A 20,082-nucleotide genomic window follows, 5' to 3' on the forward strand; every position below is an offset into this window, starting at 1 on the left:
CCGGCTATTCGCGTTCCAACAAAAAAAGAGCCTTCCGTTTTCTTGGAAGACCCTCATTTAAGATCCTTCTCACTCCGAGAGGGATTTTTTTAATTTATATTTTCGCCATATGTCTTCGGCAGCACCTGAGCCGAGTATTACTCCTGCGACGATCAAAACAAGTCCGAAAATGTGGCGGCTTGTGATGTCTTCATTTAAAAATACGGACGAACCCACTAATGTGAACAGCGTGTTTAAGTTCATGAAAATGGCGGCTTTAGAAGGACCGGCTTTTCCTACTGAATAGTTATAAAGCATATGCCCAACAGCTGTTCCAATCATGCCGCTTCCAAAGAACGCAACCCAAAACATCGGTGGAACATTAAAGAAGGCTTGGATTTCACCAGGTTCCTGGAACAAGCTGATCAGGAATAATACAAGTGATCCGATTAAGAACATATAGGCTGTAAGTAATCTCGGATCCAGTGTTTTTGCGGCTTTACTAATTACCATGTAGCTGAATACTTGCGTCAAGATAGATAGAAACACGAAAACATCACCAAAAGATAAACCAGATGTTCCGTCTCCAGCAGCAAGTACAGTTGCACTGACGCCAAATAATCCGAGAATGACACCCACCCACTGCAGTCTCGAAGGATAGATTCTCATAATTAATGAGACCAATACCGCGGTTAATACTGGACCGGTACCGAGGATTAAACCAGCATTTGAACTGGTCGTCATCGTCAGTCCGATTGATAAAAAGTAATGGTGGCACACGACGTTCAGAAGTGCTCCGAGGACAATGAATTTCCATTCTTGTTTGGTCGGTTTTCTGACAATGCGGAATACAGCCAAAATCGAAAACACGGTCAAGCTGGCTAAAAATATACGGAAGGCAGTCATTGTAACAGGACGCACTTCGCTTACTAAATATTTTACGGCTGGTAAATTAAAGCCCCATATGAACATAACGAAAACGAGTATGCCATAGATTTTCCATTGTTTCACGTGGCTTCACCTCACCAATTCATTTCTTTCGTTTTACGAAAAACAATAGAACAATCTTAATACTTTATCCTACTAAAGTAAATGATTTATTTCTCGAAATCGTACTGTTCCCTCTTTATTAATAAACTGAAGAGGACAAATGAAACAAGTGACAAGACAATCGGAAGTGTCACAGTATGCACGCCAAACAAATTGCCATTCGATTGGTTATAAAAATGGATCGCTACATAAGTTGCGATTCCCGTTACCATCGAGGCAATCGCACCATATTTATTGCCGTATGACCAATAAAGTCCTAGAACTACTGGCCATATAAAGGCTGCTTCTAGACCGCCGAATGCGAATAAGTTAAGAAAAATCAATAAATCGGGTGGATTCAGCGCAAGCAAGAACACGATTACACCCAAAATTGCGGTGATGCCGAAGCTCATGCGTTTAATCGTTTTTTCGCTAGCATCGGGTTTAATATAGTTAATATATACATCTTTTACGATTGATGAACTAACTAATAAGAGCAGTGAATCAACTGTCGACATGATGGCTGCCATTGGAGCGGCAAGAACAATCCCAGCCAGCCAAGCTGGTAACACTTCTAACGCAATAAGCGGAATAACTTTATCGCCAATTTCGATACCTGGTAGGACAGGTCGTGCAAAAACGCCAATCAAGTGCATGTTTAACATGATAAATCCTGTTACGATTGTTCCAATGACCAAAGCTCTATGCATAGATCGTGAGTTTTTGTAAGACATCGCACGAACTGCCATTTGTGGCAATCCAACGACCCCAACTCCGACTAATATCCAGAAGGAAGATACATAGGCCATAGACAGGTTACCGTCAAATCCATATGGCGAAACAAGTCGTGGGTTTTCATTGACGAGATCCTGTACAATATTGTCAATCCCCCCTCCAGCAATGATTACGCCGATCAGGAGTACGAGTGTTCCAATTACCATCACTCCACCTTGAACAGCATCCGTCAACGCAACCGCGCGGAAACCGCCAATTGTCACATAAACCAATACGGAAATCGCAAATATGAACAAGGCTGTGTGGTAGTTCAAGCCTGTTAAAGATTCAATTAACCGTCCCCCACCTACCCACTGTGCTGTCATGGAAGAAAATAAAAAGATAATCATGCTCGCTGCAGACAACAGAACGACAATCGGACTCTTGTAACGCATTTTCAAGAAATCAATTAATGTCACTGCATTGTACCGACGAGCTAAAATGGCAAACTTTTTCCCTAGAATCAATAAGACAAAGTAGCCGGTGACAACTTGTGTCATGGCGAGTAGAATCCATCCGAAGCCCATTGTATAAGCCGTACCTGGACCACCAAGGAAACTGGATGCACTACCATATGTTGCAACCATAGTCATCGCCAATACAAATCCACCAAGCTCCCGACCACCTAAGAAATATTCCTGTAAAAAACTGTTTGATGAAGATATTTTCTTTGAAGCGTAATAGCCGATGAAGAAAATGATGAGCAGGAAAATGATCATTGGTAAGACAACTGCCATATTCATTTCATATCCTCCTCTTCAAACGAAACATCTTTTAACACGAACTTAGCTAATAAAATAACAGTAATGCAAATTAAGATAAATCCAACGACACAACTATAAAAAAACCAATCTGGTAGTCCAAATATATACGTATACTCTTCCACAGGGCGTGAGCCTAGCCCATAGGCAAAACCAAACCACCAGATAAAATGAACTACGGCCAACGCAACACCAATTAAGGCCTCGCGATGTGCTATTTTGAACCGTGGGTCTTGTTTTTTCACATAAATCCCTCCCATTAAAATCAAATCGCTGTAATCCCCATAAATTTTATTCTTCCAAAATCCTAAAAAACAAAAATACACGTACTCCTATTATGCCAAAAAAAACCATACAAATGATTGTTCATTCGTATGGATTCATCATGAAATATGTACTTTTCTTCTGCTTAAGGATTGAAATGCTAATTGAGCTCTTGATTTAGCTTGATTTTTTGAAGAATATTAATCACTTGATTCATTTCTTCATTGGATATACCTCCAAATGTTTTGTTGAAATAGACATACATAATTTCGTCCATTTTTTTAACGAGAGTTAAACCGTCATCAGTCAATGTTAAAAAAACCGTCCGCCGGTCTGTATCGTTTCGTTCGCGAATGATATATCCTTTTTGTACTAATTTTTCACTGGTTAACGTGACATAACTATTCGTCGAATTCAATCTACGTGCTACATCGGAAACACGAAGTGTGCGGTCATCTTCAAGTGTCCGTAAAACAGTAAATTCATTAAAAGGAATATATCCTTCAAATACTACAGCAAAATCTTGTCGAACACTTCTCATTAAATAGCGGAAAGACCGAGTGAATTCCATAATTAAATCTTTACGATTTTCCATATTAAACTCCTTAAAAAAATAGAATAGTTTAGATACTTAATCACGTGAGTATGATAATCTCGTTATTCATGAATGTCAATTTCCTTATGAGCATCTTTTCAAAAAAAAAATCCATTCAACAAAATTCTGTTAAATGGAATGAGTAAGACAATATTGATAAATCTTCGCTGTAACAAGGCAATCGCCCACTGCATCATGTGCATTATGTTCAATTCGCAAATATCGAGCCAAGGTAGTCAATTTATGATTAGGCGTATTATTGATTACTTTTCTAGCAAGCTTTAATGTATCAATGACTGTAAAGATTGGAACTTCGACCCTACCATCCAGCGCATACAAAAACCCCATATCGAATGAAGCATTATGCGCAACAATTGGGTAATCACCTATGAAATCGATTAATTGAACGATGACGTTATCAATAATCGGTTCATTTCTGACCATCTCATTTGAAATTCCTGTTAATGAAGTTATTCTGGAGGAAATTGCCCGTAAAGGATTTACCAGTTGATTCATGACGGCCACTTGTTCATGTTGGCGATATTTCACAGCTCCTACTTGAATGATTTGATCTGCACCAGGTCTTAAACCGGTTGTTTCAAAATCAAGTACGACATAATCTTTCGCTTTTTTTACGGAAGAATTATATTTCTTTGAAGGTACTGTACGTCTGGTTGACGCCCAATATTGTTGACGTGATTTTCGTCTTAGTAGCTCTGCCGCATCGATGTGTCGATCATCCATCTATCTTCCCTCCAAGTCTCTTCCAACTATCTGACTAATCACTGCAAGAACTATATACCCAAATCTATAAAATGCTAAGCAAGTATTGGAATGATTGTCAAATATTTTTCTAAGATTGGCAAAACAGGGATGGTGTGAACATGAAAGATAGATTTAAGAGAGCAGCTTTTTAGTTGGGGGTCTCACCCGAAATATTAAGTTAGCGCAAGTGAAAGGTAAAAAACAGAAGAGTCCGTCTGGAACGGAAACCAACACAGGTTTAACAAAGCGTAAATGAAAATCAGCACTGGAGACTTCCTATCCAGTGCTGGTTTTTTCATTTATTCTGTTACTGCATTAAAACGTTTGAATGCGACAAAGTGTTGTTGCCAATATGTATTACTGAGGTTTGTAATTTCTACACCCTTTGAACCAGCATGGACAAATTTGTTCTCTCCCATATAAATACCCATATGAGAGATGCCGGTTTTATATGTATCTTTAAAGAAAACGAGATCTCCGACTTCAGGCACGTTCACTTTCGTTGATTGTTTGTAATAATCCTCACTGCTCATGCGCAGTAAATCAAGTCCTGCAAATTGATGAACATAATGTATGAATCCACTGCAATCAAATCCCGCTGGTGTCTTTCCGCCGAATACATACGGCGTACCAACAAATTCAGGAGCGATAGAAGCAATATTTGCATATACTGCTTGTCCTGATATGGAAATGGGTCCAGCAAGAGGTTCGACTAATTGCGTTTTTTTCTTAAAAAGGGCAGATTTCTTTAACTGTGCCATCGTCGATATATGCGTTTTTGTCGTACTGTTGGCATCTACAATCGGACTGAAAGTTAAACTGAAAATCGATAGCATGAGACAAATTATGATTAATTTTTTTATCACGACCTCTATCCCCCTATGTTTTTTTATGAAAACTTATACTCATCATATTAAAATACAAAAATTCAGTCAATAGAAGTTTTTTAATAGAATTAACTATTATTACGAACTAAATTGTCATTTAATAGAATTTCCAATGTTATTGCCCGGGAAATATTTGGAGTCTATTGTCATTTTAAAGTCGAAATGTATTTGAACTTCACCAATTTTGATATTTTTCATTAATCCAGATTAAAACTAAACGAAGTATTACATACAGAGTTAAGAAAAAATAGTAGAAAAGTTTAACTTTATGGTTCCTTGGCCTTTAATCTATAACAGTTTCTTCCTTCTTTGTTCTAAATTTTCTCTAGAGTATTGAATTTTCTCGCATTTGTCATAATTTCGTTAGTTAAATGTAAGCGCTTCATGTATAATAAGTTTTTGTTAATTGTCTAATTAAAAGGAGTTTTATATAAATGAAACCAAATAATACTTTAACCACAGGAGAAAACATTATTGTTGGCCTAATGTTATTTGCTTTGTTCCTAGGTGCTGGAAACATCATTTTCCCGCCATTATTGGGTCAGCTATCAGGTGAAGCTCTTGTCATTTCAATATTTGGCTTTTTGATTACGGGCGTCGGGTTGCCTTTACTGGCGGTTATAGCTATTGCTAAATCAGGAGGAGACTTACAAGAAATTTCAAGTCGTGTACATCCCTTATTCGGCTTACTTTTCACTGTAGTGGTTTATCTGGTTATTGGTCCTCTCTTTGCAATTCCGAGAACAGCGACCGTATCATTTGAAATTGGTGTCGCTCCATTCCTTTCAGAAGCATTATTGGCAGAAAGATGGCCTTTGCTTCTGTTTAGTATTTTGTTTTTTGTCGTTACAGTCTTGTTTGCATTAAATCCTACCAAACTGGTTGATCGTATAGGCAAGATTCTAACCCCTATCTTAATAGTAGTAATTGCGCTCTTGGCAATTAAAAGTATCGTATCCCCAATGGGTAAAATCGGTCCATCTCATGGAGCTTATAAAGAAAGCCCATTCTTTGAGAGTTTTTTACAAGGCTATTTAACAATGGATGTTTTAGCTGCGTTGGTTTTTGGAATAGTCGTCATTCATGCTCTGCAAGATAAAGGAGTACGTGAAAAGAAACTATTGGTGAAATCCACTATAATTGCTGGGGTTATTGCAGCCTTTGGACTCTCTCTAGTCTATATTTCTTTAAGTTATATTGGGGCAACCAGTGTCGATGCAATCGGCATTCAAGATAATGGCGGTTCCATATTAGCTTTGGCTTCAAACGAATTATTCGGAAGCTTTGGAAGCATCATTTTAGCCATGACTATCGCTTTTGCCTGTTTGACCACTTCCATTGGGCTGGTTGCTGCTGCTTCTCAATTCTTTGAAAAACTTTTGCCTAAAGTATCTTATCGAATGCTCGTTTTTATTTTTGCTGGCTTTAGCGCAGTATTTGCCAATGTCGGTTTAACACAGCTTATCAATTTTTCAGTACCTGTTTTATTGGCATTATATCCTCTTGCAATCGTCTTAATGGCTTTGTCCTTTTTCGACAAAGCATTTGATCGAGCACCCATTGTTTATGGACTTGCCCTTCTATTTACAAGTTTCATCAGTATTTTTGATGGCTTTAAAGCAGCAGGAATTACATTTGACGCTGCAGAGAATATGCTTGTCCATCTCCCGCTTTACACACAAGGAATTGGTTGGCTATTACCGGGCATCTTAGGTGGGCTAATTGGTTTCATTCTATATAAAATAAAAAAATGAGAATCCCTAAATGGGGTTCTCATTTTTTTGATGAATTTTTAATATGTTTCTTCCATTATTTTTCGCTTGATACATCGCACTGTCTGCTTCTTTCAATAAAATCTCGAGTTCTTTTCCCGGTTCTGCAAAAGTCATGCCTATACTGGCTGTGATGTTTAATATGTGTTCATTCACTTCAATTTTATCATCTGTAAGCGCTTTTAAAATACGGTTAGCAGTTTCCAAAGGCTCGTTCATCTCGTTAGAAACAACCGGAATAAGTATGACAAATTCATCACCACCAATACGCACCGATACACTGTTATTTGGGACTAGATTTTTGAACAATGCAGCTACTTTCTTTAACAATTCATCGCCAATATGATGTCCATACTGATCATTTACTTCTTTGAAATTGTCCAGGTCAATATAAAGAAGATTGTAAGCTTTCCCTTTATTCATTTCCTGTTGAAAGAATTCTTTTAAATAAAAATTATTATATAAGCCCGTCAAATGATCATGAACCATAAGGTCCTCCAAAATCAACGTTTGACTCAATAATGAACTGAGCGTTTTTATGAGCTTTACATCATATGAACTAAAATTATATGGTTTTGTATCAAAGGCACATATAGTACCATATATTTCTCCATTTCCTTGATAAATAGGAGCACCCATAAAGCAGCCAGTTTTCACTTTCAAGGTGACGGGATGATTAATCGTCCTTGGATGGCTAGATAAATCACTGATAACAATGGGTTGTGATTCATTATCCACTACTAACTTACATAGAACATCTTTAAATGGAGTGCTTTCTCCACTTCTGAGCAAGGTCGCTTTTCTATTGAAAGCCTTTATAATAAAATTCGAGTATTTGTCATTACTAGCCAAGAAAATCGTATTCACATCCATCGTGTCACTTAAGAGTGAAATTACTTCTTCCGCAACCTCATCTAATTTACTAAAGTATCGCGTACTTTGATTCGCAACCATTTCTGACCCCTCCTAAAAACTTCCCTTTTCTGTCTCTCTATTTTCTAGTAAATATTTCATAGTAACAAGTTTTAATACCTATATAATGTAAATCCATCATGTAAGGGACACTTTTATACGATTTTCTAAAGATATTCACACAAAACCCCTTACAGCCGCTGAATTCTGTAAGGGGTTTATCTATAAGGAGGTCACCTTATATCGATAGTATAGGTAGCTAGGCTACCATTTATTAAAATAATTTATTGTTTGGTGGAACTTCGTTACGATATTTATCGCGTTTTAAACGTTCTTCATATCGATCAGTTGAAATATCTTCTTCGTCATCCACACCACCTGTGGTCATTTCATTATTAGTAGAATCCGTGTCGAAGGCAAATGCATTGCCATGCCCCTCATTTTCATAACCTGTTTCTTTGTACTCTGCATCGTTTGTTGATTTGAACTCATTTAATGCAGTTTTTTCCACATGATTAGTCGGTTCATTATGCTTTCCAGCTGTATATTCAGTGCCAAAAACGCGTTCTTCTTCCATACGGGGGTCTTTTTCAAAATCGTGCTTTACATTCCCAGTAGGTAATTCATATTCAACATCACTACCAAATGCGGCAGGTCCTAAATTCGGGTCTGCACCTGGTGATTGGAAACCATCAGTCTGTTGTTCATTAGTAATTGTTTCTTGAAGGGTTGGTCGATGTTCTTGAACCATTTTATCTTCCTGCATGGAATGACCAATATGATCTTCTTCCCTTGCCATGTATGGATCTGTTGCGAAAGTTTCACCTCGAGCAAAACGATCTTGTGGTTCATCAAAACGGCCATCCGTTTCATTAACAAACTCATTTGTTGATGGTTCAAACCCCTGTTCTTTTGCATATTCGCTTTGAGGAGTTTTCGTACTTTCAAAAGTCATTTCACTTCTCGGTTCATCGGCACCAAAAGTAGTAGAGTCTGCAGTTTTATCTACTTCATTAAATCGCGATTCTACGAATTCTGTACGTGTAGATGAAGTATACACATCTGACTGAGTATTGAATGCTGCTTCGTTGCGTGCTTTATCTTCAAACCCAGGTTCAGTCGGCTGCACTGCTCGCTCTTCCCCATGGTAAGATTCGTAGCTATTTCCTGTAGATCCAAACGTATCATAACCTTCTTCAAATTCATTTTGATGAGAGCCTACTACGTTCTCAGTCAGTGAGGCATCGGTATATAGCACAAACCCACCGCTTGCTACATCTTTGGAATAGCGTTCGGTTTCTGATTCATTCAAATCTAGTTTTCGTAATCCTTCAGTAACGGAATCTTCGCCAGTAAACCATGATTTAAATTTATCCATGAATGTACCCGCTTCATGCGTTGAAACTTCAGAATGGCGATTTAAAGTACTCATGTGTGCATGGTCTTTTGAAATAACATGAATATCACTCTCTGAGTAACCCTGCGCTTTTAGCTGTTCCAATTTTTCATACATTTCATCTTCTGTACGAGCTACTTCAATTTTACGGTTTGATTCAAAGTTCATGGTGTTACCTCCTATTTTTTGTTTTGCTTTTCATCTATCTACCCAACCATTCTTTGATGTTAAACACTTTTGAAAAGTTTTAATTTGTCTGTAACAAAAAACCTCTGTGTTCTAAGCAATATTTTATGTGCCGATTAACTAACCGCAGACGCTATCTTTTCTCAGGCAATAATCCAAACGAAAAGACCCTGGCGAAGTGATGCTGTCACTTCGCCAAGGTCTTTCTGTTGGGACGATTCTGTAAGGAGAAATCTAACTCTTGGTTGTAATAATCGATGTTGACGTAGGAAACATCGGGGTTGACGTAGGAATAATCGGGGTTCACGTAGGAAAAATTAGCGTTGACGTAGGAATAATCGAGGCTGACTTTGTAAATGTCTCCTTTGCAGTGGGACCATTGTGAGATATTAAAAAATAGCCGCGACTCCAGCGGGATAAGCGAAGTGTCGAAATCCCCTCGAACGCATAGTTTGAGGGGATTCGGCACATGCCCGCGGAAAGCGCAGCTATTTTACGGAATAACAATATGAATCTTTACTATAAAACATTTATTTCATTTGCAAAGCCTGAGCGAGATTACCGGTAATATGAATATCTTTAAAATTCAGGCCGAGACTTATAGCTGTCATGGCAATTTCCGGGCGAACGCCGGATAATGTTGTTTTTACACCGACAATCTTCAACGCATCGATTAATTGGAAAATTTGCATGGCTACCATTGTATCGATTACATTTACTCCTGATAAATCCACATATAGATGATTAATGGCTTTTTTTGTACATTCCATCAGTGTATTTTCTAGCAAATATTTAGCTCTTTGCGTATCAATTTCTCCCACAATCGGAAGCAATCCAATATCTTGATGTAATTTAATAACAGGTGCACTCAATTCGTTAATTAACTCTTGTTGACTTCTTAAACGTCTTAGTGATAATTGGTCATGCACTTCCACAAATCGGGTCATGATTTTACTGAAAGCTTTCAAGATAATATGATTCCATGAATAGATCTCATCTTTTTCATAGATTCCTTCATTCTCTCTCTCAAAACTTTCAATGATAGAAAGGTATTGATTTTGAACATTCAGGAATTCTTGCAAAATAATGTGAGTTGGCGTCGATTGATGTCCTGAATCGGATGCAATTTCATTTACCCATTTTTCAAAAGTCTTGAAAAATTCATCTTCATCTTCAATAAAGACTTGAATTAAATTTTCGTGAAAACTATAATTTTGAGCCTTTAGTCTTTTAATCTCTTCTTCGTTCGTAGATGCGTATACACCAACAGCAGTTGACTTATCAATAGCAGAGTACCAATCCTCTGTTAATTTCTTCGCTTGTTTGAGTAAGTACTTATGTAGTTCTATATTTTTATGCATGCTGAGGTCTCTCCTTCTCATAATATATCCCTTTCTGTTACGATTGTTAGAAAAGGAGATGATTCTTTTGGTCATGGATTTACTTTCTTCTCATACCTCAATTCGTACATATAAAAACAAGAAATTGTCAAAAGAAGAAGTTTTTGAACTTATTTCAGTTGCTCAACATGCAGCCAGTTCTCATTTTGTACAAGCTTATAGTGTGATTTGGATTACGGATGATGAAATGAAGAAAAAACTTGGTGAATTTTCTGAAAATCCTACACAAATGGATACAGCTGGTGCAGTTTTTGTATGTTGTGTGGATTTTAAGCGACTTCAAATTGCAGGTACAATGAACGATACTTCTATTGTAACGGATACTGCGGAAAATGTAATAGTCGGAACAACCGATGTTGCAATTTTTTCACAAAATTTAGCCATTGCAGCAGAATCTAAAGGATATGGCATCTGTTATATCGGCGGTGTCCGAAATAATCCAGAAGCCATATCCGAACTATTAAATCTTCCTAGTCAAGTCTTCCCTGTTTTTGCAATGACCATGGGGGTCCCAGATGAAGTACACGAAGTGAAACCCCGCTTGCCAGTCGAAGCGATTCTCCATGAAAACTATTATTCAAGCGAAAAATATCAGACCCTCTTGCCTGATTATGATAAGACGATGGAGAATTATTATGCCAACAGAGGATCTAATCAAAAGACGGCAAACTGGACCCGATCTATGGCCAACTTTTTGAGCAAAGCTCGTCGTACACATATGATAGATTTCCTAAAGAAACAAGGATTTACTTGGAAATAAAACTTCTGAGTTTACCAATTGTGCGCTCTCTTCGTTTTTTCACCCCAGCCTTCGAAATGTTTAAGAATCTCGCTACTTCGTCATGTGAATAACAATCCAGGAACAACAACTGAACAAGTTGTTGTTCTTTTTCAGTTAATAGGTCCATCAATTCATAATATTGTTCAGAGCAGAATGATTGCTTGTCTGAGTGTTCAACCAGATTCTCAAGCATCTGATTTTCAGTTGGAACGATCCTTTCTTCTCTTGCTGAATTTTTCAATTCGTCCAAGATACTTCCGTAAATACTTCTGTATGCAAATGGTGCGAAATCACCTTTCATCGTTTCGTAGCGTAACCAGGCCTTCCAAAGCCCAATCCTGCCTGACTGAATGAAAGAATCATGATTTTTATATATACGGAGCTTTCGGATACAAGAGAAAATCATTGGTTCATATTGCTGATAGACTTCTTCAAAACTTTCCATTGTCAACGACCTTGCCAATGTGCACACATTTCATATATTCCCAGGTAACATCAGTGTAAGGTACTGTAATTTGAAACTCGAATCGACAATTGGGACGTTTGAAGCATAAGAACGTGTTGTTTCTATACTACAAAGGAATTCTTTTTACCTATAAATTTTCCGAAAAGTATGTATTTTCTGTCTTGTAAGTCATTAGGCGACATGTTACATTTTTAGTAAGAAGTTAGGAGGTAGTTGCTTGCGTAATTGTGACTCGAAATGGATTGATATAAACACTTTTGTCGTTCAACCTATTTTTGAAGGACCTATGAAAACACATATCATAACGAAAAATGGAGCCTATTCATCAAAGATTTCACAGCTGGAACTCCTAGATTTAGCGTGTATGCGCTATTTTTCTACATATGAAGGACGAATTCGTGCATCAAGATGGCACACTAACTATCAAAAGAAAACACCTCTATGCATAGCAGAAAACTTAATTGAAGCATTTCCAACAATGTCGCCATTACATCCTGAGTGCATGTGGATATTCAATCACTATTTCGAAATTACCCCCTATTCTTCAAAACAATCGATCTTATCATTTTTGACTGGTCCAGAAATTTTGGTCAATGCATCAAGGCATACAATTGAAAAACAGCAATCTCGCATGGTCATGATGATGCATAAAAGAAATGAATTGGTTAGACACGAATAAGCAATTTAGTAAAGTAGCTCTTACTTACATGTAACCGAGGACAAAAATGGCATTGCCAAAATTTTGTTCTTTTTTTATTCAAAAATACGAACATACATTCTATTTATGGTATAATAAACATAACAATTGTGAATGACAGATAGCGGATGATCACTTCCAGCAGAATGGGGGTGATGCTTATGACAAGTTTTGAATCGATGAGTTTGCTTATGCAGCTAGCGACTGTGATGATCGGAGGGTTTTCGATGGTTGTAACATTAATTATTTTCTTTGCAAAAAAGAAATAGCCGTCCTCACGGGTTAGGCGAGACGGCTATTTCTGGATTAAACTGGATCAACCGCTACTTTGATCATTAGCGATTGTTGACTAGGTGGTGACACACCTAGTCTTTATGATTTAATTATACACTATTTTTTGCACATCTCAAAGATTTCTTATGTCTAATCGACTACTTGTTTTTGAGAAGAGACTGTTCTTGTTCAGGTGTTGGTCCAGCTTTCAACTCTCGATTTCCCGCCCATTGTCTAGTATCTTCCGCAGTCACTTCTAAAGGTCGGATTTTCAATCCATTGTCAATTGCTCGTTGATTTTCAACAATGATAAAGCCTTCGGGATAGTCTTTTGATATAGGGACCCAAAAAGGAAATCTTCTTGCACCCAAATCTGTTGATGCCAATATTTCATCTGGAATCCATTGTTTTTCAATTGAGCTAGTTGTTAAAAGATCAATAAATTGATTCAGAGAAATAGGATTTGAAGCTGCATTAAATGTACCTGTAATGCCATTTTCAATCATAGAAACAATCCAGCTAGCCATATCTCTAACATCAATCCACTGAACCATTCGATGAGACTCATCCCCACCAGGCAAAGCCACTTTCCCATTTTGAGACAAACGTGTCGCATAAAAAGTGAATCTATCAGTAGGATCATTTGGTCCCACTACGATACATGGTCGAATAATCAAAGCACGGTCTTTAAAAGTTTCATTTATTATTTTTTCACACATAACTTTTAATGGTCCATAAGTTTCACCATTCACTTCATCCGTTTCGATTTTTTGTGTGAAAGTTGAACTCGATTCATTTGGCCTACCTTGTTTGTAATCGTCATAAACAGAAATTGTGGATATAAACATATAGTATTTTGTTTTATTCTTAATGACGTCAATTACCTGCTGCAGATCTTGAGGAGAATAAGCACATGTATCAAATACTGCATCCCACTCTTCTTCTCCCAGCATGTTCGCATCTTTCCGACGATCCCCTTGAATATGTCTTAACTGGTTAAAGACTTCAGGATTCGTTTTTCCTCGATTAAATAATACGACTTCATGTCCATTATGGATTGCCGCCTCTACTAAATGACGTCCCACAAAAGAAGTGCCTCCAAGTACTAATATTTTCATTTTCCCATCTCCTTTATCTCTTAAGAAATTCTTCGTATTTCAAAAAACTCCTTTAAAATTTTATTGTAAGAATCTATTGTGATTTTTAAAGCATACTAAATGTTAAACTTAGGACGTTTTGAATAGCTGAAAAAAGGAAATAGGGTATGTAAGGGCAAACTGCGTGGGAAAATACTCGTATTTTGTCGAACCGTGCTACAGTTTCGGTGCCTGTAATGGTACACTTAATTAATCTTATTGAACATAAAGGAGCATTTCATGGATATTCAATGGACTCAACTTCCACAAATAAAAGCGCTCCACGTATATGGACCGTCTAGGCAGAAAACGGCTGGTATTGTGTACGATTCAAGAGATGTACAAAATCAGTATGCCTTTTTTTGCATCATCGGAGAAGAAACTGATGGCCACTTATACATAGATGAAGCGGTTCAAAACGGTGCTACTACAATTGTCGGATCAGACAAAAGCATCCTTGAATCCTATGCTTCTTCCCATTCTCAACTAACTTTTGTACTGGTGAATGATTCCCGTGAAGCTTTGGCTTATACAGCGTTGGAGTTTCACCATTTTGCATCAGATAAATTATTCAAAGTCGGTGTTACTGGTACAAATGGAAAAACTACAGTTGCTACATATGTACGAAACTTATTGAACCTTCTCGGCTTGCCATGTGGGATGCTCGGTACAAATGGTATTTTCACTTCGAATGAAGTACTTCATATTAAAAAAAGTACACCCACAACGCCCATGTCTTCAGATGTACAAGCTATTTTCAGTGAACTGATTAAACGCGGAGACAAGGCAGCATCTATGGAAGTTTCTTCAATTGCATTAGATCAGCATCGAGTAAGTGGATTTGAATTTGATGTAGCCATTCATACAAATATTTCTGAAGAACACATGGAATATCATAAGACGTTCGACCATTATAAGATGTGCAAACTTCGATTGTTTACACAGGCGAAAGCAAGTGTCGTTAATTTGGATGATGCCGGGATGAGTAAAGATATCATTGATGCGGTTCAAGGTCCATTATTGACTTACTCATGCAACGTCGATTCGAATGCAGATTTAATATGGACAAACATCCAGCACCACCTTGAAGGTATGTCCTTCGATTTAGTTTTTGAAGGCAAAATATATCCTATTAATGTTCCCATATATGGAGAATATAATGTAGGAAATTTAGTTTCCGCAATTGGCGCAGCATTGTTTGCCAATGTTTCTCTGAAAGAAATCATAAATGCTCTTCCACAAATGCAGCAGGTTGACGGACGCTTTCAAGTAATTCATGGACCTGAAAACAGAAAAATCGTTCTTGACTATGCCCATACACCTGTTGCTCTCGATGCAATCATGCGTGCCGTAAAAAAATTGCCCCACAACCGATTGGTCACAATGATAGCCGGTATTGGGATTCGGGATTTTGCCAAAATGCCAAAGATGGCAAAAACAGCCGAAGGAAAAGCTGATGTATTAGTCGTAACCGTTGATCACCCTGGATTTAATGATCCATGGGACGTCGTTGACGCTGTTCTTAAAGGATTTACAGAACCTTATTTACAGGAAGTAATGACAGCACCATCAAGACATGAAGGCGTACTGAAAGCATTGGAAGCAAGTCAACCAGGTGATATCGTACTTCTGACAAGTGGTTGCATCAATGGTTCACAAATCGTCAAAGGCGAATATATTCCTCATTCTGATGAAGATATTATCCGCGATTATTTTTACAATACGAAATTGAGCGTATAAAACCTTGTTGGCTTCGTGCCAACAAGGTTTTTTATATCACAGAAACAAAAAAAGAACTGCCAATAAACTGGCAGTTCTTTTTCATCTTATTTATCCTGTTCTTTTCGTTTAATAGCTGCATCAATATACGCTTTAAATACTCGTTTAGATGGTTCATCCCCAACTTTTGCAAATTCTTCGGGATGCCACTGGAAACCAAATACGAAGGAGTGTTCTGTACTTTCAACACCTTCAATGATGCCGTCTTTAGCACGAGCAACGACTTTCAGCGGGCCTTTTACTTCATGACAAGCTTGATGATGGTAAGAGTTCACGCGGAATTCTTCCTCTTGAAGCATTTCAAACATGCGACTTTCTTTATCGACTTTAACAGGGTGTGAACGATGTGTACGCTCTGCCTGTTGTTTATGTTGCATTACCTCTTCTTCTCTTTGAGAATGAATACTTTGGTAAAGAGAACCGCCTGTTGCCACGTTTAACATGTGCAATCCTCGACACACTCCGATATAAGGTTTATCGAGTTCTAACATTTTTTGTACAAGAGCATGCTCCATTTCATCCAATCGAGGCGCAATTTTCCCCAAATGAACATGAGGGTCTTGGCCATAGTAAGCTGGATCGATATCTTCCCCACCCGTTACAAATAATGCATCAATTTGTTCACAAAGTGCATCAATATCTTGGCCAGGAATGAGAGGTACTAGTAATGGAATCCCACCTGCCTGTGTTACTGCATCCGGATAGATGCAAGGCATGAAATACCCGCCGCCCTCTTTAATTTCTGCTGTAATTCCTACGATTGGTTTCATATATATGCTCCGTTCTCTTATATAAATTTTTACGTATAGTTTCTTTACCCCTTAGCGATAATGAGAAACGTAACTAATTATTCTAACTGTTTATCTTTATTTTCCTCAGCTTACTAATCTTTTTATCCATTTTGTTCGTTTGCTTTGAAAGGATTGAAAATGAGGTGAACGAATTGAATAAATTCATGATGTTTTTTGTTTCTATATTCATATGTTCTTTAAAATTCCCCCCAACGTTTGAAGCACATGCGGACTTAAATTCGAGTACACCCGCAAAAGGAGCAGTCCTTTCTTCGGCTCCTACTGAGTGTTAGGTCTTTATTTACTCGAACGCTATCGCTATATGGATGCATTCTGGGTAGGAGCGATTTTATTTGTAAAAAGCCTCAATAGTCATGCTATCGCTACAAATACACCTTCCTTAACTGTTGGACTGAACTTTATCCATTTACTATTTGTTGCATTATGGCTCGCAGGTTTATTTTATACACTCATATTGTGGAAAAAAGGATTGGCTCATACCTTTATCCCAACTTTCTCTAAAATGGCCTTGTTAAGCATTGTTGTACCGACCGTTTCGGGTAGTATCTATGCATGGCTATTAGCTCCTATATTATCTGCATTATGGACGACAGAATGGGGATATTGGATGATTGCTAAATTAGTGGTAGTTAGTGGTATTTTCGTAATTGGCGCATTAATCCGTGACCATTTTAAAAAGAACGCTTCTCTTCAGGATGCAAGCTTCCTCTACTTTGATGCTAGTTTGGCCATTACAATTGTGATAATTGTTGGCTTGCTTACTCAGCTTAGTTCGTTATTAAATTAACGTTGAGATTTTTATACGTTTGAATCAATCTTTGTAGGGAATAATTTTCATATAACAAATTTTGAGGAGGCATATTATTATGGCTAAAGATAAATACGAAAAAATTCATGAGGAAATTAAAGGACAAACCCAAGTTCATCAACCAGGGATTGAATCAAAAATGGATCCTGAACCAATCTATGATGATGAAAATTATAAAGGCTCCGGCAAACTAACTGGAAAAGTTGCACTCATTACGGGAGGAGACAGTGGAATTGGTCGCGCCGTTGCAATCGCTTATGCTAAGGAAGGCGCGAACATTGCCATTGCTTATTTAGATGAGCATGATGATGCAGATAAAACAGCGAAACTCGTAGAAGCGTATGGTGTTAAAGCAATGAAAATTGCAGCTGATTTGAGTGATGATGAAAATTGTCAGAATGTCATTGATCAAGTGATTGAAGAATTCGGTCAGCTAAATATCTTGGTAAATAATGCAGGAAAGCAGTTTCCAACGGAAGATTTCCTGAAAATTACTCCTGATCAATTACAAGAAACATTTTCAACAAATATTTTTTCCATGTTCTACTTAACACAAGCAGCACTTCCTCATTTAACAAAAGGAGATGCTATTATTAACACTTCCTCCGTAACAGCTTACAGAGGATCGCCTCATTTAATCGATTACTCATCCACCAAAGGAGCTATCACCACGTTCACTCGTTCACTTGCGCTGAACTTGGTCGATAAAGGAATTCATGTTAATGCCGTCGCGCCAGGACCGATTTGGACGCCATTGATTCCTGCTACATTTGATAAGGAACAAGTTGCTAAAGCCGGAGATGATACACCAATGGCAAGACGCGGACAGCCTGCAGAAAATGCACCAGCTTACGTATTCTTAGCATCGGCAGATTCCAGTTACATGATTGGACAAACAATCCATGTCAACGGTGGAGATTTCGTAACATCTTAATAATGAGCATAAGAATAGCACATCAAATTGATGTGCTTTTTTCTTTGGACTGAGATTTAGCGTTCGCATGCAATAAAATCTTTATCCCGATCGCTTTTCTTATTTAAATCGTACAATTTTTGATTAACAAAAGGCTTATATTTCGTGGCTCCACCTTTATTTTTCACAGTTGAAGTCTTTGCAATCCCACCTGGGTAGTTTTTGTTTATTTCTTTACAATTGCTGTACTCTTTTAATGTTACCTTAACCGCAGCATCTGCTTGTATAGCCCCTACCATTCCGAATAAGAGTGCAAATGAAACGACAATACTAACTATTCCCTTTTTCATTATAAGATTCCTCCAAAGAAACATATTTTCCAATATCATACATTAACCAATTGAGTTCGTAAATATAATTTCGATAAACGGAACTAGATGGCTATTATAAAATATAGAATACATAATGAGATGCAATTAACACTTTAAGAAATGAAGTAATATCAAAACGAATCCTCTGAATGCCAGGTTGGAATCAAGAAAATCAAAAAGCCCGACGAAATGTTTCTCGTCGGGCTACAGATAGTCAAATCAATTGTTTTTAGAATAAAACTCATTAATATCTTTATAGTATTTATTCAATGAATGAGTAGAAACACTATACCATTCAGCAATTTCTTTTACACTCCAATATGGTCCCTCAAATAATTGATGTTCTTGTCCAAATCGGATCGCACCGGCAGCAACTGCCGCTTCTTTTCTCGCATTCGGCTGATTCGTCACCAAATAATCTTCGATTATGTTCATTAATTGCTTCGGATCACGATTTTGTTTTTCAAGTCGTTCCATTACTTCAAGTAAAATTCCAGCTTCGAAATCTGTGAATTCGCCGCCAGCATATCCGTTAGCCCCTAAAAGCTCCCAGAATTCAATGAGGTGAGTTTGCAAGAAGTGAGCTGCCTCTTCCTTAGAGCTAGCAGCATTCGTTTGTGCGAAGGTATTGATAACTTCCCGATGATCAGTTGGGAGGAATATTAAACTAGAAACGGCCAAGAAGTGATTGTCCTGCAAACTGATGTCCGGCAACATAAAGCAGAAAACATGCACGCCAACAGGAATAGGCTTTTCGCTCTCACGTTTTAAATACAGTGTTTCGGTCGTCAATATATCTTTTACTTTCATAAACTCTTGACCTACTTCTACCACTTCACCTAACAAAACGGCAGGGGTTTTCCAATGTTCCAGAACATTGACAACAGATGGTCGCACGGCTTTCTTTTGTTGCTTTTCAACATATTTCAACCAGATTTCCGGCTTTGTATGGAAGAAAAATTCATCGATGGCGATGGCTTCTATCATTTCTTCAAGCAAATATTTTTCAAGTTTTGATTTCCATTCCTTGATGACTGCCAGTAGCGCTGGGAAATCCTTACGTTCAGGATACTCATCGTAAAAAGACTGCAGCATTCTGTCTAACTCTTCCGAACGAACAGCTTCAACTGTTAACTCTTGATTGCGTTCACAACATTTTTTAAATTTCTTTCCGCTTCCACATGGACACGGATCATTACGTCCTACCATTCAAACACGTCCTTCAATTAATAAAGTTTACGCCCTAGTGTAACATGCAATCACGCATGAATACAGGGTACGAAGGACATGAGACTTACGATACTTGATGTCATGATTTTCTATTTG

At 37.7% G+C, this 20,082-nt stretch carries 21 protein-coding genes; 7 read left to right on the forward strand and 14 right to left on the reverse strand.

The features are described 5' to 3' along the window. Positions 1–69 precede the first annotated feature (69 nt). The 6 genes from M9R32_RS05635 to M9R32_RS05660 form a co-directional block, all read right to left on the reverse strand. A complete protein-coding gene (locus tag M9R32_RS05635) occupies positions 70–990 on the reverse strand; it encodes a DMT family transporter (protein ID WP_269925756.1) in 921 nt (306 codons plus the stop codon). A gap of 86 nt (positions 991–1,076) precedes the next feature. After that, positions 1,077–2,525, reverse strand: coding sequence for a sodium/pantothenate symporter (gene panF / locus M9R32_RS05640; protein ID WP_269925757.1), 1,449 nt, complete (start codon positions 2,523–2,525; stop codon positions 1,077–1,079). Continuing rightward, a complete protein-coding gene (locus tag M9R32_RS05645) occupies positions 2,522–2,788 on the reverse strand; it encodes a YhdT family protein (protein ID WP_269925758.1) in 267 nt (88 codons plus the stop codon). The genes panF and M9R32_RS05645 overlap by 4 nt, the downstream gene beginning before the upstream one ends. Before the next feature lie 179 nt (positions 2,789–2,967). Then, complete coding sequence (locus M9R32_RS05650) at positions 2,968–3,402, reverse strand: MarR family winged helix-turn-helix transcriptional regulator (RefSeq protein ID WP_269925759.1); 435 nt, start codon at positions 3,400–3,402, stop codon at positions 2,968–2,970. A gap of 129 nt (positions 3,403–3,531) precedes the next feature. Next, positions 3,532–4,146 carry a 3'-5' exonuclease gene (locus M9R32_RS05655; RefSeq protein WP_269925760.1) on the reverse strand — a complete coding sequence of 205 codons (615 nt, stop codon included), beginning with the start codon at positions 4,144–4,146 and terminating at the stop codon, positions 3,532–3,534. A gap of 320 nt (positions 4,147–4,466) precedes the next feature. After that, a complete protein-coding gene (locus M9R32_RS05660) occupies positions 4,467–5,033 on the reverse strand; it encodes a C40 family peptidase (protein WP_269925761.1) in 567 nt (188 codons plus the stop codon). A gap of 455 nt (positions 5,034–5,488) precedes the next feature. Between M9R32_RS05660 and brnQ the strand changes: the two genes are divergently transcribed. Beyond that, entirely contained in the window at positions 5,489–6,808 is a 1,320-nt protein-coding gene (gene brnQ, locus M9R32_RS05665; RefSeq protein ID WP_269925762.1) for a branched-chain amino acid transport system II carrier protein, read from the forward strand. Between the two features lie 6 nt (positions 6,809–6,814). Here brnQ and M9R32_RS05670 read toward each other — a convergent pair whose 3' ends face one another. Together M9R32_RS05670 and M9R32_RS05675 are read right to left on the reverse strand one after the other, a co-directional pair. Further along, positions 6,815–7,780, reverse strand: coding sequence for a sensor domain-containing diguanylate cyclase (locus M9R32_RS05670; protein WP_269925763.1), 966 nt, complete (start codon positions 7,778–7,780; stop codon positions 6,815–6,817). Positions 7,781–8,012: 232 nt separating this feature from the next. Beyond that, the gene (locus tag M9R32_RS05675) at positions 8,013–9,302 is read right to left on the reverse strand and encodes a YflT domain-containing protein (RefSeq protein WP_269925764.1); all 1,290 of its coding nucleotides are present in this window, start codon (positions 9,300–9,302) and stop codon (positions 8,013–8,015) included. A gap of 259 nt (positions 9,303–9,561) precedes the next feature. Between M9R32_RS05675 and M9R32_RS05680 the strand changes: the two genes are divergently transcribed. Next, entirely contained in the window at positions 9,562–9,705 is a 144-nt protein-coding gene (locus M9R32_RS05680; RefSeq protein WP_269925765.1) for a hypothetical protein, read from the forward strand. 145 nt (positions 9,706–9,850) lie between these two features. Here the strand turns inward: M9R32_RS05680 and M9R32_RS05685 are convergent, their stop codons facing one another. Further along, positions 9,851–10,681 carry an STAS domain-containing protein gene (locus M9R32_RS05685; RefSeq protein WP_269925766.1) on the reverse strand — a complete coding sequence of 277 codons (831 nt, stop codon included), beginning with the start codon at positions 10,679–10,681 and terminating at the stop codon, positions 9,851–9,853. Positions 10,682–10,748: 67 nt separating this feature from the next. Between M9R32_RS05685 and nfsA the strand changes: the two genes are divergently transcribed. After that, a complete protein-coding gene (gene nfsA, locus M9R32_RS05690) occupies positions 10,749–11,480 on the forward strand; it encodes an oxygen-insensitive NADPH nitroreductase (protein ID WP_269925767.1) in 732 nt (243 codons plus the stop codon). On the opposite strand, the gene M9R32_RS05695 is transcribed toward nfsA, so the two are convergent. Continuing rightward, positions 11,467–11,946 (reverse strand): sigma-70 family RNA polymerase sigma factor, encoded by a 480-nt coding sequence (locus M9R32_RS05695; RefSeq protein WP_269925768.1) that lies wholly within the window; start codon positions 11,944–11,946, stop codon positions 11,467–11,469. The two genes, nfsA and M9R32_RS05695, sit on opposite strands and share 14 nt — an antisense overlap. Positions 11,947–12,184: 238 nt before the next feature. On the opposite strand from M9R32_RS05695, the gene M9R32_RS05700 reads away from it, so the two are divergent. Beyond that, positions 12,185–12,646, forward strand: a complete 462-nt coding sequence (locus M9R32_RS05700; protein WP_269925769.1) for a competence protein ComK — start codon at positions 12,185–12,187, stop codon at positions 12,644–12,646. Positions 12,647–13,095: 449 nt separating this feature from the next. Here M9R32_RS05700 and M9R32_RS05705 read toward each other — a convergent pair whose 3' ends face one another. Continuing rightward, the gene (locus tag M9R32_RS05705; RefSeq protein ID WP_269925770.1) at positions 13,096–14,055 is read right to left on the reverse strand and encodes an NAD-dependent epimerase/dehydratase family protein; all 960 of its coding nucleotides are present in this window, start codon (positions 14,053–14,055) and stop codon (positions 13,096–13,098) included. A 258-nt stretch (positions 14,056–14,313) separates the two neighbouring features. On the opposite strand from M9R32_RS05705, the gene M9R32_RS05710 reads away from it, so the two are divergent. Continuing rightward, a complete protein-coding gene (locus M9R32_RS05710; protein WP_269925771.1) occupies positions 14,314–15,813 on the forward strand; it encodes a UDP-N-acetylmuramoyl-L-alanyl-D-glutamate--2,6-diaminopimelate ligase in 1,500 nt (499 codons plus the stop codon). Between the two features lie 86 nt (positions 15,814–15,899). On the opposite strand, the gene M9R32_RS05715 is transcribed toward M9R32_RS05710, so the two are convergent. Then, a complete protein-coding gene (locus M9R32_RS05715) occupies positions 15,900–16,622 on the reverse strand; it encodes a gamma-glutamyl-gamma-aminobutyrate hydrolase family protein (RefSeq protein WP_269925772.1) in 723 nt (240 codons plus the stop codon). A gap of 307 nt (positions 16,623–16,929) precedes the next feature. On the opposite strand from M9R32_RS05715, the gene M9R32_RS05720 reads away from it, so the two are divergent. Together M9R32_RS05720 and M9R32_RS05725 are read left to right on the forward strand one after the other, a co-directional pair. After that, entirely contained in the window at positions 16,930–17,451 is a 522-nt protein-coding gene (locus M9R32_RS05720) for a CopD family protein (protein WP_269925773.1), read from the forward strand. Positions 17,452–17,530: 79 nt separating this feature from the next. Then, a complete protein-coding gene (locus M9R32_RS05725; RefSeq protein WP_269925774.1) occupies positions 17,531–18,406 on the forward strand; it encodes an SDR family oxidoreductase in 876 nt (291 codons plus the stop codon). Between the two features lie 56 nt (positions 18,407–18,462). Here the strand turns inward: M9R32_RS05725 and M9R32_RS05730 are convergent, their stop codons facing one another. Together M9R32_RS05730 and M9R32_RS05735 are read right to left on the reverse strand one after the other, a co-directional pair. Beyond that, entirely contained in the window at positions 18,463–18,735 is a 273-nt protein-coding gene (locus M9R32_RS05730) for an excalibur calcium-binding domain-containing protein (RefSeq protein ID WP_269925775.1), read from the reverse strand. A 240-nt stretch (positions 18,736–18,975) separates the two neighbouring features. Continuing rightward, complete coding sequence (locus tag M9R32_RS05735) at positions 18,976–19,965, reverse strand: YecA family protein (protein ID WP_269925776.1); 990 nt, start codon at positions 19,963–19,965, stop codon at positions 18,976–18,978. Positions 19,966–20,082: the final 117 nt, after the last annotated feature.

Origin of the sequence: Paenisporosarcina quisquiliarum, from assembly GCF_027563315.1 — a bacterium.
Taxonomy (GTDB): domain Bacteria; phylum Bacillota; class Bacilli; order Bacillales_A; family Planococcaceae; genus Paenisporosarcina; species Paenisporosarcina quisquiliarum.

Coding starts and splice junctions, on each gene's coding strand:
- panF (WP_269925757.1), bottom strand. CDS start 2,525: ATGAATATGGCAGTTGTCTTACCAATGATCATTTTCCTGCTCATCATT.
- M9R32_RS05650 (WP_269925759.1), bottom strand. CDS start 3,402: ATGGAAAATCGTAAAGATTTAATTATGGAATTCACTCGGTCTTTCCGC.
- M9R32_RS05655 (WP_269925760.1), bottom strand. CDS start 4,146: ATGGATGATCGACACATCGATGCGGCAGAGCTACTAAGACGAAAATCA.
- brnQ (WP_269925762.1), top strand. CDS start 5,489: ATGAAACCAAATAATACTTTAACCACAGGAGAAAACATTATTGTTGGC.
- M9R32_RS05670 (WP_269925763.1), bottom strand. CDS start 7,780: ATGGTTGCGAATCAAAGTACGCGATACTTTAGTAAATTAGATGAGGTT.
- M9R32_RS05675 (WP_269925764.1), bottom strand. CDS start 9,302: ATGAACTTTGAATCAAACCGTAAAATTGAAGTAGCTCGTACAGAAGAT.
- M9R32_RS05685 (WP_269925766.1), bottom strand. CDS start 10,681: ATGCATAAAAATATAGAACTACATAAGTACTTACTCAAACAAGCGAAG.
- M9R32_RS05695 (WP_269925768.1), bottom strand. CDS start 11,946: ATGGAAAGTTTTGAAGAAGTCTATCAGCAATATGAACCAATGATTTTC.
- M9R32_RS05705 (WP_269925770.1), bottom strand. CDS start 14,055: ATGAAAATATTAGTACTTGGAGGCACTTCTTTTGTGGGACGTCATTTA.
- M9R32_RS05710 (WP_269925771.1), top strand. CDS start 14,314: ATGGATATTCAATGGACTCAACTTCCACAAATAAAAGCGCTCCACGTA.
- M9R32_RS05715 (WP_269925772.1), bottom strand. CDS start 16,622: ATGAAACCAATCGTAGGAATTACAGCAGAAATTAAAGAGGGCGGCGGG.
- M9R32_RS05725 (WP_269925774.1), top strand. CDS start 17,531: ATGGCTAAAGATAAATACGAAAAAATTCATGAGGAAATTAAAGGACAA.
- M9R32_RS05730 (WP_269925775.1), bottom strand. CDS start 18,735: ATGAAAAAGGGAATAGTTAGTATTGTCGTTTCATTTGCACTCTTATTC.
- M9R32_RS05735 (WP_269925776.1), bottom strand. CDS start 19,965: ATGGTAGGACGTAATGATCCGTGTCCATGTGGAAGCGGAAAGAAATTT.